Below are 12975 nucleotides of genomic sequence, written 5' to 3'. Positions count from 1 at the left end.
GCGTCGGAAACGCGTGAATGAAACACGGAAAGACTCTAGGCGTGCGCAAATTTCGCTACTGGCTCGCCCAGAGGATGCGGGCGATCCAGCTCACCTCCTCCTTGGGCAGCACACGGTCGGGATAAGCGGGATTGAAGGATTTCAACTCCACCGTGCGTGCCGTCTGGCGCTTCAACTCCTTGGCGATAACCTCGCCGGCGGTGGTTTTCACTACCACCCGGTCGCCGCGCCGCACCGGGGCGGCCGGTGAGACGATCACGATGTCGCCGTCGCGATAGAGCGGGGCCATGGAGTCGCCGGAAATCTCGAGCGCGTAAGAGTGCTCGTCGGCGTCGGCGAAGACGTCGATCTCGTCCCAGCCCGTGCCGGTGGCGAAGCCGGCGTCGTCGAAAAAGCCGCCGACCCCGGCCTGAGCGAGGCCGATGAGCGGACGTCCGCCGCGCGGCGGCCGCTGCCCCTTGGCCATGACCAGGGTCATGAAATCATCGAGACTCGCCCCCGTCGCCTGCAGAACCTTGGCGATCGATTCGGTCGAGGGCCAGCGCAGCCGCCCATCGGCGGTCTGCCGCTTGGAACGGTTGAACGTGGTCGGGTCCAACCCGGCCTTGCGGGCGAGGCCGGACGCGGTGAGCCCATAGCGCTCGCCGAGCGCGTCCAGCGCCGCCCAGATTTGCGAATGCGTCAGGATCTCAGCCATTGGCGGACCTCATTCCTAGCGCTAGGAATAGAACAGTCGCCCCCGCTTCGCAATTCGAGATTTGCCCGCCGCCCGAATTGCGGGCGCGCCCCGCCATTGGTCTTTTTTTGGACCGAAAACGGCGTATTTTCAGCAAATTCCGAAAATCGGCCCGGGAGGCTCCATTGACCATGTCGGCCGGGCCGCCTATCTTCGACCGATCGTGACCCAGCAGAATGAAAAATCCTGGCAGTATGGACAGACGGCGGCGACGATGCTCGTCGCCTATCTGCTCGTCCTGCAGGGTCTCGCCGCGGGGATCGTCGTCGGCGCGCGCGCTGGACAGACCGTACTCGGCAGCACGATCTGCCTCACCGCCAGATCGGCCTCTGTCGACGACGGCTCTCAAGGGCCGCGCGCCCCCGCCCATGGCATGGACGCCTGCTGCGTCCAGCATTGCACGGGGCTCGATGGCGGAGTCCTCGGCGGATTCGCCGAGCTCGACGCGCCGCCTTCGCCGAAGGCGAGCGTTCTCCAGCCGCTGCATGAATCTGGCGGCCATAAACGTCTCGCGCAACTTCCCGTCGGAGCGCGCGCTCCGCCCGTCCTCGTCGTCTGACCGCAGCCCGAAGGCTGCGCCGCTGGCGCGCTTTTCCGCTCCGTCCCGGCGGAGGAAAGGCGCATCTCCCAGAAGACAAAGCGAATTCGCAAATCGATTCCGCAAGCCGCAGCGCGCTTGAGGATCGATTCGAAAATCGCCCGAGAGGCCGAGTCGAGACAATGGATTATGATATTCCCCCCCGAGAAGGGCGGCGTTCCACGCGAAGCGCGGCTGCGCCCGCTCGCGATCAGTCGATCATGCCGACGCGCCGGCGCGTCGAGGTGCTGGAGACCTATTTCGGCGCCGACGGCCGTCCGGTGAAGCGCAAGAGCATTGGCGCGGCGCGCGTCGCCCGTCACTATGACGAGCGCGGCAACAAGGTCGAAGAGGCCTATTTCAACGCCGACGGCAAGCCGACCCTGCGCAAGGGCCTCGGCGTCGCCAAAATCGCCTGGCGCTATGACGAGAGGGGTCGGCAGATCGACGCCTCCTTCTTCGACGCCGCCGGCGAGCCGGTCCAGAAAGGCGCCGCAGCCCGCGTCCGGGCGCTCGCCGACGCCTGACAGCCCTTTTGCGACGCCGGGCGGCCGCGAGCCGCCCGGGCTCTCAGAGCGCTATCTGATCGAATCGGATAGCGCTCTCGCTTTTTTCGAGGATTTCCAATTTCCGATCGCGGAGACGTAGCGCCCGGAGAGCCATAGAGCGAGCGTTGACAGCCGCAACCCCGCAATTTAGCGTTGAAATAATAATTTTATTTCGCCGCGGATTGTGGACATGACGACATATACGCTCTCCTTCGCCAATCTGGCGGTTCCGGGGACCGGCTCCAACGCCGGCAATACCGACACCGTTTCCGGTCAATTCACGATCGACTTCACAAACAATAAGGTATTGGCGTCGTCGCTGACGATCGACGGCGTGGACGCTCTGAGCGCTGTCGGCGGCAGCGGGGGGAACATCGGCACTTTCAGCGACAATGAAGACGGCGCCTACAATGTCGGCATGACGAACCTTGGTTCCGACTATAATTTCGTCATGTATTTCACGGGCCAGAACCCCACCGCCCTCGGCCGCATCATCTACCAGTCGGCCAATGGCCGCAGTTTCGACACCGGAGCGACCTCCAGCAATTATTACGCTCCGAACAATGACTTGCCGGCCGCTTCGGCGGTCGCCTGCTTTTGCTCCGGCACGCATATCCTCACGACGCGCGGCAATATCCCTGTCGAGGCGCTCGCCGTCGGCGATCTCGTCGTCACCGCATCCGGCGCGACCAGGCCCATCCGCTGGCTCGGCCATCGCGAGATCGACTGCCGGAACGCTTCCGCCAAGATTCGCCCCGTGCGCATTTCCGCCTACGCCCTCGGCCCCGACCGGCCGGCGCGAGACCTCCTCGTCTCCCCCGACCACGCGCTCTGCTTCGATATTCTGGGCGACGCGCTCGTCCCGGCCGGCGCTCTCGTCAATGGCGCGACGATCACCCAGCCCGAGAGGGACCGCGTCTCCTACTGGCATGTGGAGCTCGAGGGGCACGACATTCTCCTCGCGGAGAACCAGCCGGCCGAAAGCTATATCGACACGGGCAACCGCGCTTTCTTCGTCGAGAGCGACGTCGTGTCGTTCGACGCAGAGGCCGTCGCACGCGCCCATGCCGGCTTCTGCCGCCCGTTCCACGCCAGCGGCCCCCTCGTCGAGGCGCTGCGGGCGCAGCTCCGCGCGCGCGCGGAAGCGCTCGGCTGGACGCTGGACGAGACGCCGGCGCTCGACCTGCATCTCCTCGTCGACGGCGTGCGGATCGAGCCGATCGTGCGCGGCCCGGCCTGCCGCTTCCAGATTCCGGCGGGAGCGCGGGAGGCTCGCCTCTCCTCCTCCATCGCGCGGCCGGTGGACGTGGGCCAGAGCGACGCCCGCGAGCTCGGCGTCTGCGTCTCCAGCCTGACGCTCTGCGACGGCTTCGGCGCGGATCGACAGATCGATCTCTCCGATCCGCGGCTCGATCACTGCGGCTTTCATGCGCTCGAGGAGGGAGCCCGGCGCTGGACGTCGGCGCAGACGATCCTGCCGGCCGAATATCTGAGGGATTGTCCCGACGGGACCTTCCTCCGCGTGGAACTGTGCGGTCCGCCCGTGGCGCGATGGATCGCCCCGGCGAGCCGAGAAACGCTCCCGCGTCAGCCGTTCACGATCGCGATGGCGAAGCCGTCCCAGCCTTTGGAGCCGACCGTCTGAATGGCGGTCGCCGTCACCCGAGGCTCGGCGGCGATCGCCTCGAATAAAGCGCGCGCGCCGGCGGCGTGGGCGTCCGTCCCCGCTAGCACCGAGCCCTCCCTCACCACATTATCGACAATGATGAGGCTCCCCGGCCGCGCGAGCATCAGCGCCCAGGCGAAGTAATTGGCGTTATTGGGCTTGTCGGCGTCGATGAAGGCGAGGTCGAAGGGACCGGCCGCCTCCGCCGCGAGCTTGGGCAGAGTGTCCGGCGCCGCGCCGACGCGAATCTCGACACGGCTCGCGAGACCGGCCTTCGCGAGATTGGCGGCGGCGACGTCGGCGTGCTTTTGCTCTAGCTCCAAAGTCACCAGCCGGCCATCCTCGGGCAGAGCGCGCGCCAGCCATATGGTGCTATAGCCGCCGAGCGCGCCAACCTCGAGAATCCGCTTCGCCCCGATGGAGCGCGCCAGCAGATGCAGCAGCTTGCCCTGCGGCGGCGAGACGTCGATCGCCGGCAGGCCGGCGGCGGCGTTGGCGGAGAGGGCCGCATCGAGAGCGGCGTCGGCGCCGATGAGACGATCGGCGATATAGGCGTCGACTTCACCCCAAGCCTGCGATGACATTCGCCCCTCCTCCGCGCGCGACCAAAGGACGAGGCTCGGCGATCAGACGCCGAGCTTCTTCTGCAGATTGGTCGAGGACGTCGTGTATTGGAACAGCAGCTTCTTGTCCGGGAAGATGTAGCGATGCGCCTTCTGCGCGGCCAGAGCCGCCTCGTGGAAGCCGCAGAGAATGAGCTTCAGCTTGCCCGGATAGGTGTTGATGTCGCCGATGGCGAAAATGCCGGGGTGATTGGTCTCGAACTTCTCCGTGTCCACGGGAACGAGATTCTCGTGCAGGTTGAGACCCCAATCCGCCACAGGGCCGAGCTTCATCGTCAGGCCGAAGAAGGGCATCATGCGATGCGCGGACACCACAGTATCGACATTGTCATTGCCGCGGATCGTCACCGAGGAGAGCTCGCCGTCGGCGCCCTCGATGGCCGTGACCTGGCCGAGACGGAAATCCACCTTCTTGGCGGCGATCAGCTCCTGCAGCGCATTGACCGAATGCGGCGCGGCGCGGAACTGGTCGCGGCGATGGACGAGCGTCAGGCTCTTGGCGATGGGCTGCAGATTGAGCGTCCAATCCAGCGCCGAATCGCCGCCGCCGACGATGACGACGTCGCGGTCGCGGAAATCCTCCATGCGGCGCACCGCATAGAAGACGGATTTGTTCTCATAAGCGTCGATGCCGGCGATCGGCGGCTTTTTCGGCTGGAAGGAGCCGCCGCCCGCCGCGACGAAAACCACCTTGGCCTTGAACTTCGTGCCCGCGTCGGTCGTCACCTCGAAGGAGGGCTGCTCGGGCGTGCCCGTGGGCGTCAGCGTCTCGACCATCTCGTTGAAATGGAAGGTCGGATCGAAGGGCTTGATCTGCTCCAGCAGATTGTCGGTGAGGCCCTGGCCGGTGACGAGCGGATGGCCGGGAATGTCGTAGATCGGCTTCTCTGGATAGAGTTCCGAGCATTGGCCGCCGGCGCGCGGCAGAATATCGATGACATGAGCCCGAATATCGAGAAGGCCCAATTCGAAAACCGCGAACAGACCGGCCGGGCCGGCCCCGACGATCAGCGCGTCGGTCTCGATTGTCTCACTCATTGTCCATCCTTCGCCGCGTTCGAAACGAAATTTCGCGAGGGCGGGGCGACTCGGCGTCGGACCGAAATGCGCCGAGCGCGCTTCGATCGACCATGGCCGCCGCCATCGAAACGGGCCGGCCAACCCGGCCGAAACCCGATCCCTTCACGGCCATGGTCTATAGCATCCGCGCCGTCATGCAAATGTCTTCGGGAGGTCGAAACGAACACGAAAAAAAACGCCGCGCGGGGCGGCGTTCTCGTCCGTCGAATATCGGCGGCTTCGGAGCCCTCAGCCCTGCTGGGAGGGCGTCGTCACCACGAGGCCGTCGAGCTCCGGCCGCACGGTGATCTGGCAGCTGAGGCGCGAATTGGGCTTCACGTCGAAGGCGAAGTCCAGCATGTCCTCTTCCATCTGCGAGGGCTTGCCGGCTTTCTCGACCCAGGCCTCGTCCACATAGACATGGCAGGTGGCGCAGGCGCAGGCGCCGCCGCATTCGGCCGGAATCTCGGGAATGTCGTTGCGGCGCGCCGTCTCCATGACCGTGGAGCCCGTCTCGCCTTCGACCGTGCGGGCCTGACCATGCGAATCGACGAAAGTGATCTTCGCCTTGGTCGGAGCGCCGCCGCCGGGCTCGGCGCCATAGCGGTTCGCTTGGTCGTAGAGGCTGGTCTTCACCATGGTGCTCTGTCTCTTCCGTTGACGTGTCGGCGCGCCTGCCGCTGGCGCAAATTCGGCGGGCCGCCGAAGTCCCTCGCCCGAAGCTTCGGCCCGACGCTCGTCCTATCGCGCGATCAGTTATCATCGGCCGGGCGGACGCGCTAGTCTTTCCTCGAGCCTGCGACGGCGTCATGTCGCGGGCGCCTGCTCAGACTTGCGCCGCGGTCCAACGCACGATCTGGCCGACGGTCGCGGTCAGCGCCTCGTCCAGCGCCTGCGTCGCCGCCGCGCCGGTGGAATGGGGCGCCGGCGCGCGGCTCGAGAAGACGCGTCCCTGCCCCACCGGCGCGCCACGCGAATCGAGCATTCTGGCGGCGATCTCGACCACCGCCTCGGAGGTCGTCACATCGATCTCGAAGCGGCGAATCTCGGTCGAGAGCACATGGTCCGCGATCATTCCGGCGCGCACGACGGAGCCGGCGCGGCGGCCGATGTCGAAGCCGGCGATGAGCCGCGCCTGCACGAGCCGCGGCAGCCGGTCCACCCATTGCGCCTCGGCGAGATTGGCGACCTCGTTCGGCCCGGTGCGCACGACGATGCGGTCGGAGTCGATGGGTTGCACGGCCTGCGGCTCGGCGACGGCGAGCGTGCCGCGCAAGGGCCGCGCCAGCGCGCGCCCTGCCTCGCCGGGGCCGCCGAGATCGAAGCTCTCGCGCTGCGGCGCGCCGCCGCAAGCCGCGAGCGCCAGAGCGGCGAGCAGAATGAGGGAGAGCGACGCTCTCGACGGCGTCATGGACCGATCCTTCCCGCTGATCGCGCGCGACGCCGCGGCGCTTTCCCTGGTATCTTTTTCGACGCGTTCCAACGCCGAACCGGCGTCCACTTCAGCTGGAACGCTGTAGTGATTCCAAGCTTACTCGAACGTCGCCGGCCATCAAAGCCGCGCGAGAACGGCTGAACGAAGCTTTCCTCATCCTGAGGAGCCGGCGAGGCCGGCGTCTCGAACGACGAGGAAAGCGTCACGCGCCGCCTTCTGGAGCTCGCCCTCGTGCTTCGAGACGGCTCCTGCGGAGCCTCCTCGGCATGAGGGCGAGGATCGCGGCGTCTCACCCGAGCGGCCCGGTCACTTGCCGCGATATTCGGGCAGAGACGGGCTCGCGCCGAAGATCACCTGTTGCGGATTCTTCTCCAGCGAGCGCACGGCGCGCTCCACCGTCTCCAGCGTCTTGCGGGCGTCGACGGCGAGCTGCTCATATTGCTTCAAGCCGCCCCCGGAAAAGCTCCGCAGATTGGCCGAGGCGCCGGCGATGTCGGTCGCGATGCTGTTCAGCTTCTTGGGATCGATCGCCGCGAGAAGCTTGTCGATGCGCGCCGGCAGCGGCTTCATCGAAGCGCTGATCTGCGACATGTCGTGAATGAAAGAATCGATCCCGCCCGAATTATCGGCCAGCGCCTTGGTGAATCTCTCGGTGTTCCGCAGCGTGTCCGAAATGGTCTGCGAATTATCGTCGAGCAATTTGCCCACTTTCTCCAGAACCTCGGTGGCGGTCGACGACAGCTTCTGCACATTCTCGAGAATATTCTGAAACTCGGAGCGCTCGCCCTCTATGACCGGATAGGTCTCGCCCTGCTTGGCGCGCAGCTCCTCAGCGCCCGGCGTGCCGCCGGTGAGCGAGACATAGCCGACGCCGGTGAAGCCGGTCTGCTCGAGGCGCGCGCGCGTGTTGGTTTTGACCGGCGTCTTGCGATCGATGCTGATGAGCACATCGACGCGGCTCGGGTCCTGATCGGAGATGGCGAGCTGCGTCACCTCGCCGACTTTCAGGCCGTTGAAGCGCACGTCATTGCCGCGCAGCAGCCCGCTGACCGAGCCGGAGAAATGCACCTCGAATGTCTTGTATTGCGCTGTCTGGCTCGCCCCGGAGAACCAGAAGACGAAGCCGAAGGCCGCGAACACCACGGCGAGGGCGAAAGCGCCGATGAGGGCGAAATTGGCGCGGGTTTCCATGGGCTCTACTCTCGTCCTCGCATATCGTTCGGTTTGCGCGCGCCGGCGAGGCGCGCGCCCCGCACGCCATGGAAATAGGCCTGCAGCCAGGGATGCTCGCAAGCGAGCATTTCCTCCATCGTCCCCGTGGCGATCACCTTGCCCTCGGCGAGGGCGGCGATGCGGTCGCAGATGGAATAGAGGCTGTCGAGATCATGCGTGACCATGAAGACGGTCAATCCGAGCGTGTGTTGCAGCGTCGTGATCAGCTCGTCGAATTCCGCCGCGCCGATAGGATCGAGGCCGGAGGTCGGCTCGTCGAGGAAGACGAGCTCCGGATCGAGAGCGAGCGCGCGGGCGAGCGCCGCGCGCTTGATCATGCCGCCCGATAATTCGGCCGGAAATTTGTCCGCCGCGCTCGCGGGCAGGCCGACCAGCTCGAGCTTCAGCATCGCCAGCTCGTCCATCAGCCGCGCCGAAATATGCCGGGCCTCGCGCATCGGCATTTGAATATTCTGCCGCACGGTGAGGCTGGAAAACAGCGCGCCATTCTGAAACAGCACGCCCCAGCGCCGCTCGACGCGCCGACGCTCGGCCGAAGAGAGCCTGTCGCGATCCTGCCCGAACAGCTCTATGAGGCCGGAGCGCTTCTCGACGAGGCCGAGAATCGTGCGCATCAACACCGATTTGCCTTGCCCGGAGCCGCCGACGAAGCCCAGGACCTCGCCGCGATAGACGTCGAGATCGAGGCCGCGCATCACCAGCGTCTGCCCGAAGGCGACGACGAGATCGCGCACGCGAATGACCGTCTCGCGCGTCGCGCTCGGCTGTGGCTTTTCGATCGTCTGCGAGGCGAGATCTGTCATTGCGCTAATATTTGATCGCGGCGAAGAAGATGGCGAAGAAGCCGTCGACGACGATGACCATGAAGATCGCCTTCACCACGGAAGCCGTGACATGCCGACCGAGCGATTCGGCCGAGCCCCGGGTCGCCATTCCCTCCATGGCGGCGACGAGGCCGATGATGAGCGCCATGAAAGGGGCCTTGATGAGGCCGACGAAGAATGTGTTGCGGCCGATCGCCGCCTGCAGCAGCGAGAGATAGCCAGCCGGGCTGATGCCCTCATAGACCCAGCAGACGAGAAGCCCGCCGAACAGCGCCGACATATCGGCGACGAAGGTGAGCAGCGGCAGCGACAGAACCAGCGCCAATATGCGCGGCGTCACCAGCACCTCGATCGGCGAGAGGCCCATGACGCGCAGCGCGTCGACCTCCTCGCGCATCTTCATCGAGCCGAGCTCCGCGGTGATGGCCGAGCCCGAGCGGCCGGCGATCATGATGGAGGTGAGCAGCACGCCGAGCTCGCGCAGCACGAGAATTCCGATGAGATCGACGGCATAAGAGCCGGCGCCGAAGCGGCGTAGCTGGAAAATGCCCTGCTGCGCCACGATCGCGCCGACGAGAAGATTGATCAGCGCGATGATCGGCAGGCTGCGAAAGCCGAAGCTCTCCATATGATAGACGAGCGAGGTGAGGCGGAAGCGTCCCGCCGCCAGGAGAGCCGCGCCCGCGGCGGCGACGAACTCGCCGAGAAAGCCGATTCCATTATAGGCGTCCCGCGCCGCTGAGACGACGGAGCCGCCGAGATCGGCGAGGATATCGATGACGAGCAAGCGACGGCAGCGCGACGGCGCCTCGAAGGGACGAAACTTCGCCTCCTGCAATAAAATCGCGTGTTCCGGCCGCGCGCCCTCCATGGAGACGGCGACGCCGGCGCGCGCGAGCTCGTCCATGGCCCGGCCGATGATCCAGGCGCCGGCGGTGTCCAGCCGGACGATTTGCGCGAGATCGACAATGGCGCGAGCGGAGCCGCGGGCGGCGGCGGCCATGCCGGCGGCGTCCTTCTCCAGGGCGGCCGAATCGGCGAGCACCCATTCGCCGCCGAGCGCGAAACGCGCGGTCTCGCCCTCTCGTCGCGACGAGAGGCGGGCCGTATGGTCGAGGTCAGTGGCCATGCCTATTTTCGGCCCTATGGGCCGGCGGCTCCCTTTCTCCGCGCCCCGCAGCGTCTTAACTTCCGCCGCAGCCAGAGTCGAGCGCGAGCCTGGCCGCGGCGCCCGCAGGCATACTGTTTCAACTGGAAAAATCGCTATGGGCGTCCAACTGACCATTTCCGTCGAGCGCTTTCCCATCGCGGGGCGATTCGTCATCTCGCGCGGCGCCAAGACCGAGGCCGTAGTGGTCGCAGCGCGGCTCGCCGACGGCGACGCCATCGGCCGCGGCGAATGCGTGCCCTACGCCCGCTACGGCGAGAGCGTGGAGAGCGTCGTCGATCAGCTGGAGAGCGTGCGCGATCTGCTGGAGGCCGGCGCCGATCGCAACGCGCTCGCCGCTCTGCTGCCGCCGGGCGCCGCCCGCAACGCCGCCGATTGCGCGCTCTGGGATCTGGAGGCCAAGCGCACCGGCGTTTCCGCCTATCGGCTCGCCGGCCTCGATCGCATGGAGCCGCTCGTCACCGCCTATACGATCTCGGTCGGAACGCCGGAGGAAATGCGCGCAGCAGCGGCCAAGGCCGCGCATAGGCCGCTGCTGAAGGTGAAGCTCGCCGGCGATGGCGACGCCGAGCGCATTGCGGCCGTGCGGGCCGGCGCCCCCGATTCGGCGCTGATCGTGGACGCCAACGAGGCCTGGCGCGAAGAAAATTTCGGCGCCAATAGTGAAGCTTGCGCCAAGGCGGGGGTAAAGCTGATCGAGCAGCCGCTGCCGGCGGACGCCGATGAGGCGCTCGCGCGCCTCCCCCGCCCCGTGCCGATCTGCGCCGATGAGAGCGTCCACGACCGCATCGGCCTCGCCGCTCTCGTCGGGCGCTATGACGCCGTGAACATAAAGCTGGACAAGACCGGCGGCCTCACCGAGGCGCTGGCGCTCGGCGCCGAGGCGAGGCGGCTCGGCTTCTCGATCATGGCCGGCTGCATGGTCGGCACCTCGCTGGCCATGGCCCCGGCGCTGATCGTCGCGCAAGGGGCGGAGTTCGTCGATCTCGACGGGCCGCTGCTGCTGGCGAAGGATCGCGAGCCGGGGCTACGGTACGAGGGCTCTCTGGTGTATCCTCCCGCATCCGAACTTTGGGGATGAATCGATGGACTTTTATATTTTCAGAGGCCCTGGGCGCGTTTTCGGCGTCACAAGCGACGCCGACGGTTCCAATCTGCCCGAGCGCTTCGCTCCTTGGAGCGCTTTTAAAACGATCCCGCTGACCCGTGGCGCGCCGACCCCCGGGCTGAACGTCGATGAATGTCTCGACGACATAGAGCGATACGGATTTCACATCACCGATGCGCATGTCCGCATCACCGAGACGGCGATCTAGCTCACGCCACCTTCGGCGCGAGTCGAGCAATGGAAACGCTCGCCCGCGCCCGCGCCCGCGCGAGATCATAGGCGATCTGCATCCGCATCCAGGCGTCGGCCGATCCGCCGAAAGCCTGCTCGAGCCGCAGCGCCATTTCCGGCGTGAGTCCGTGATGACCGTTGATCAGTCGATAGAGCTGCTGCCGCGTCACGCCGAGCCCCTTCGCCGCCTCGGCGACGCTCAGGCCCAGCGCCTCGATATTGTCTCGGATGAGCCCACCGGGATGGGCAGGATTTTTCATCATCGCCCGCGCCTTCATCAGTGATAGTCGATGAAATCGACATCTTCGGCTGCGCCGTCCCGGAAACGGAAGACGATCCGCCAGTTCGCCCGCACCGTCCCCGCCCAAAAACCTTTCAGCTCTCCTTTGAGAGTGTGGAGACGGAAGGTCGGCTGATCCATGTCCTCCGCCCGATCCGCGGCATCCAGAAAGGACAGAATGCGACGAATGCGCTCGATCAAATCGGGTGGCAATCTGCTCCCGTCGTCACTTTCGAACAACCGCCGCAATCCCTTGTGCCGAAAGCTCGCGATCATGACGATTTGTAACTTGTAACGCGACAGGTGTCAAACTCGAGCAGGCCGCACCTTCGACCCGATCCTCGAAACATGCTATTGGAAACCGCCTCCGCCCGAGGCGAGCCCCCCAATCCCCTTCAAAAAAAACCCAAGGCCCACCATGCCCACCAAGGCCTATGCGGTCCAATCGGCGACCGCGCCTTTCGCGCCTTTTTCCATCGAGCGCCGCGCGCCGGGACCGAAGGATGTCGCGATCGACATTCTCTTTTGCGGCGTCTGCCATTCCGATCTGCACACCGCGCGCAGCGAATGGCCGGGCACGCGCTACCCTTGCGTGCCGGGCCATGAGATCGTCGGCCGCGTGACCGCCGTCGGCGCGGAGGCAACACGGTTCAAAGTGGGAGACATCGCCGCCGTCGGCTGCATGGTCGACAGCTGCCGCCGCTGCTTCTCCTGCGACGACGGGCTCGAGCAATATTGCGAGCATGGCTTTGTCGCCACCTACAATGGCGCGCTCGACGGCTCCGGCGAGAACACTTACGGCGGCTATTCGTCGGCCATCGTCGTCGATGAGCATTTCGTGCTCGCCATTCGCCATGACGAGGCGCAGCTCGCCGCTGTGGCGCCGCTACTTTGCGCCGGAATCACCACCTGGTCGCCGCTGAAACATTGGGGCGCCGGGCCGGGCAAGAAAGTGGGCGTCGTCGGCATTGGCGGGCTCGGCCATATGGGCGTCAAGCTCGCCCATGCGCTGGGCGCGCATGTCGTCGCCTTCACCACCTCGCCGTCAAAGCGCGAGGCCGCTCTCGCGCTCGGCGCCGATGAGGTCGTCGTCTCCAAGGATGCGGAGGCCATGGCGGCGCGCGCGGGCAGCCTCGATTTCATCCTCGACACGGTCGCCGTCTCTCACGATCTCGACGCCTATGTGAATCTGCTGAAGCGCGACGGCGTGCTGACTCTGGTGGGCGTGCCGGAGACGCCGCATCCCTCGCCATCGGCGGGCGGGCTGATCTTCAAGCGGCGGCAGATCGCCGGCTCGCTGATCGGTGGCATAAAGGAAACGCAGGAAATGCTCGATTTCTGCGCCGAGAAGGGCATTGTCGCCGATATTGAGACGATCGCCATGCAGGAGATCGAGACCGCCTATGCGCGCATGGTGAAGAGCGATGTGAAATATCGCTTCGTCATCGACATGGCGTCGCTGAAAGCCGCGTGAGCGCAGGCTCGCA

The 12975-nt window shown here is 65.9% G+C and carries 16 protein-coding genes; 6 read left to right on the top strand and 10 right to left on the bottom strand.

The genetic code is table 11. From position 1 onward, the window contains the following. Positions 1-55: 55 nt before the first annotated feature. Positions 56-697 carry a helix-turn-helix transcriptional regulator gene (locus KP010_RS16415; protein WP_142861751.1) on the bottom strand — a complete coding sequence of 214 codons (642 nt, stop codon included), beginning with the start codon at positions 695-697 and terminating at the stop codon, positions 56-58. Between the two features lie 202 nt (positions 698-899). On the opposite strand from KP010_RS16415, the gene KP010_RS16410 reads away from it, so the two are divergent. The 3 genes from KP010_RS16410 to KP010_RS16400 all read left to right on the top strand — a co-directional run bounded on the left by KP010_RS16410 (position 900) and on the right by KP010_RS16400 (position 3506). Then, on the top strand, positions 900-1295 hold the full coding sequence (locus KP010_RS16410) for a DUF2946 family protein (RefSeq protein WP_142861750.1): 396 nt from the start codon (positions 900-902) through the stop codon (positions 1293-1295). A gap of 239 nt (positions 1296-1534) precedes the next feature. Continuing rightward, positions 1535-1840 carry a hypothetical protein gene (locus KP010_RS16405; protein WP_246659714.1) on the top strand — a complete coding sequence of 102 codons (306 nt, stop codon included), beginning with the start codon at positions 1535-1537 and terminating at the stop codon, positions 1838-1840. A gap of 211 nt (positions 1841-2051) precedes the next feature. Continuing rightward, positions 2052-3506: a Hint domain-containing protein gene (locus KP010_RS16400; RefSeq protein ID WP_142861748.1), complete on the top strand. Its 1455-nt coding sequence runs from the start codon at positions 2052-2054 to the stop codon at positions 3504-3506. Here the strand turns inward: KP010_RS16400 and KP010_RS16395 are convergent. From KP010_RS16395 to KP010_RS16365, 7 genes are all read right to left on the bottom strand, one after another. Continuing rightward, complete coding sequence (locus KP010_RS16395) at positions 3449-4111, bottom strand: O-methyltransferase (protein ID WP_142861747.1); 663 nt, start codon at positions 4109-4111, stop codon at positions 3449-3451. The genes KP010_RS16400 and KP010_RS16395 overlap by 58 nt on opposite strands. A 42-nt stretch (positions 4112-4153) precedes the next feature. Beyond that, positions 4154-5188: an NAD(P)/FAD-dependent oxidoreductase gene (locus KP010_RS16390; RefSeq protein ID WP_142861746.1), complete on the bottom strand. Its 1035-nt coding sequence runs from the start codon at positions 5186-5188 to the stop codon at positions 4154-4156. 270 nt (positions 5189-5458) lie between these two features. After that, positions 5459-5848, bottom strand: coding sequence for a 2Fe-2S iron-sulfur cluster-binding protein (locus tag KP010_RS16385; RefSeq protein ID WP_024879018.1), 390 nt, complete (start codon positions 5846-5848; stop codon positions 5459-5461). 187 nt (positions 5849-6035) lie between these two features. After that, positions 6036-6620 carry an ABC-type transport auxiliary lipoprotein family protein gene (locus KP010_RS16380; RefSeq protein WP_024879017.1) on the bottom strand — a complete coding sequence of 195 codons (585 nt, stop codon included), beginning with the start codon at positions 6618-6620 and terminating at the stop codon, positions 6036-6038. 330 nt (positions 6621-6950) lie between these two features. Then, on the bottom strand, positions 6951-7835 hold the full coding sequence (locus KP010_RS16375; RefSeq protein ID WP_216281213.1) for an MlaD family protein: 885 nt from the start codon (positions 7833-7835) through the stop codon (positions 6951-6953). Positions 7836-7840: 5 nt separating this feature from the next. Further along, positions 7841-8680: an ABC transporter ATP-binding protein gene (locus KP010_RS16370; RefSeq protein ID WP_216281212.1), complete on the bottom strand. Its 840-nt coding sequence runs from the start codon at positions 8678-8680 to the stop codon at positions 7841-7843. A 4-nt stretch (positions 8681-8684) separates the two neighbouring features. After that, a complete protein-coding gene (locus KP010_RS16365) occupies positions 8685-9830 on the bottom strand; it encodes an ABC transporter permease (protein ID WP_216281211.1) in 1146 nt (381 codons plus the stop codon). 136 nt (positions 9831-9966) lie between these two features. On the opposite strand from KP010_RS16365, the gene dgcA reads away from it, so the two are divergent. Together dgcA and KP010_RS16355 are read left to right on the top strand one after the other, a co-directional pair. After that, a complete protein-coding gene (gene dgcA, locus KP010_RS16360; protein ID WP_216281210.1) occupies positions 9967-10950 on the top strand; it encodes an N-acetyl-D-Glu racemase DgcA in 984 nt (327 codons plus the stop codon). A gap of 4 nt (positions 10951-10954) precedes the next feature. Next, complete coding sequence (locus KP010_RS16355) at positions 10955-11185, top strand: hypothetical protein (protein WP_216281209.1); 231 nt, start codon at positions 10955-10957, stop codon at positions 11183-11185. A gap of 1 nt (position 11186) precedes the next feature. Here KP010_RS16355 and KP010_RS16350 read toward each other — a convergent pair whose 3' ends face one another. Together KP010_RS16350 and KP010_RS16345 are read right to left on the bottom strand one after the other, a co-directional pair. Beyond that, positions 11187-11471 (bottom strand): HigA family addiction module antitoxin, encoded by a 285-nt coding sequence (locus KP010_RS16350; protein ID WP_142861740.1) that lies wholly within the window; start codon positions 11469-11471, stop codon positions 11187-11189. A gap of 14 nt (positions 11472-11485) precedes the next feature. Continuing rightward, positions 11486-11764, bottom strand: a complete 279-nt coding sequence (locus KP010_RS16345; protein ID WP_216281208.1) for a type II toxin-antitoxin system RelE/ParE family toxin — start codon at positions 11762-11764, stop codon at positions 11486-11488. Between the two features lie 142 nt (positions 11765-11906). On the opposite strand from KP010_RS16345, the gene KP010_RS16340 reads away from it, so the two are divergent. Continuing rightward, positions 11907-12962 (top strand): NAD(P)-dependent alcohol dehydrogenase, encoded by a 1056-nt coding sequence (locus KP010_RS16340; RefSeq protein WP_166141757.1) that lies wholly within the window; start codon positions 11907-11909, stop codon positions 12960-12962. Positions 12963-12975 lie beyond the last annotated feature (13 nt).

This window comes from Methylosinus sp. KRF6, assembly GCF_018887255.1.
GTDB classification, from domain to species: domain Bacteria; phylum Pseudomonadota; class Alphaproteobacteria; order Rhizobiales; family Beijerinckiaceae; genus Methylosinus; species Methylosinus sporium.
Note: the sequence above shows the minus strand (reverse complement) of the source record. Positions and strands in the feature narration are given on the sequence as shown.

Excerpts from the sequence above, each read along its gene's own strand:
- KP010_RS16380 (WP_024879017.1), bottom strand. The coding sequence starts at position 6,620 with ATGACGCCGTCGAGAGCGTCGCTCTCCCTCATTCTGCTCGCCGCTCTG.
- KP010_RS16395 (WP_142861747.1), bottom strand. The coding sequence starts at position 4,111 with ATGTCATCGCAGGCTTGGGGTGAAGTCGACGCCTATATCGCCGATCGT.
- KP010_RS16375 (WP_216281213.1), bottom strand. The coding sequence starts at position 7,835 with ATGGAAACCCGCGCCAATTTCGCCCTCATCGGCGCTTTCGCCCTCGCC.
- KP010_RS16390 (WP_142861746.1), bottom strand. The coding sequence starts at position 5,188 with ATGAGTGAGACAATCGAGACCGACGCGCTGATCGTCGGGGCCGGCCCG.
- KP010_RS16350 (WP_142861740.1), bottom strand. The coding sequence starts at position 11,471 with ATGATGAAAAATCCTGCCCATCCCGGTGGGCTCATCCGAGACAATATC.
- KP010_RS16405 (WP_246659714.1), top strand. The coding sequence starts at position 1,535 with ATGCCGACGCGCCGGCGCGTCGAGGTGCTGGAGACCTATTTCGGCGCC.
- KP010_RS16400 (WP_142861748.1), top strand. The coding sequence starts at position 2,052 with ATGACGACATATACGCTCTCCTTCGCCAATCTGGCGGTTCCGGGGACC.
- KP010_RS16345 (WP_216281208.1), bottom strand. The coding sequence starts at position 11,764 with ATGATCGCGAGCTTTCGGCACAAGGGATTGCGGCGGTTGTTCGAAAGT.
- KP010_RS16355 (WP_216281209.1), top strand. The coding sequence starts at position 10,955 with ATGGACTTTTATATTTTCAGAGGCCCTGGGCGCGTTTTCGGCGTCACA.
- KP010_RS16385 (WP_024879018.1), bottom strand. The coding sequence starts at position 5,848 with ATGGTGAAGACCAGCCTCTACGACCAAGCGAACCGCTATGGCGCCGAG.
- KP010_RS16370 (WP_216281212.1), bottom strand. The coding sequence starts at position 8,680 with ATGACAGATCTCGCCTCGCAGACGATCGAAAAGCCACAGCCGAGCGCG.
- KP010_RS16365 (WP_216281211.1), bottom strand. The coding sequence starts at position 9,830 with ATGGCCACTGACCTCGACCATACGGCCCGCCTCTCGTCGCGACGAGAG.
- KP010_RS16415 (WP_142861751.1), bottom strand. The coding sequence starts at position 697 with ATGGCTGAGATCCTGACGCATTCGCAAATCTGGGCGGCGCTGGACGCG.
- dgcA (WP_216281210.1), top strand. The coding sequence starts at position 9,967 with ATGGGCGTCCAACTGACCATTTCCGTCGAGCGCTTTCCCATCGCGGGG.
- KP010_RS16340 (WP_166141757.1), top strand. The coding sequence starts at position 11,907 with ATGCCCACCAAGGCCTATGCGGTCCAATCGGCGACCGCGCCTTTCGCG.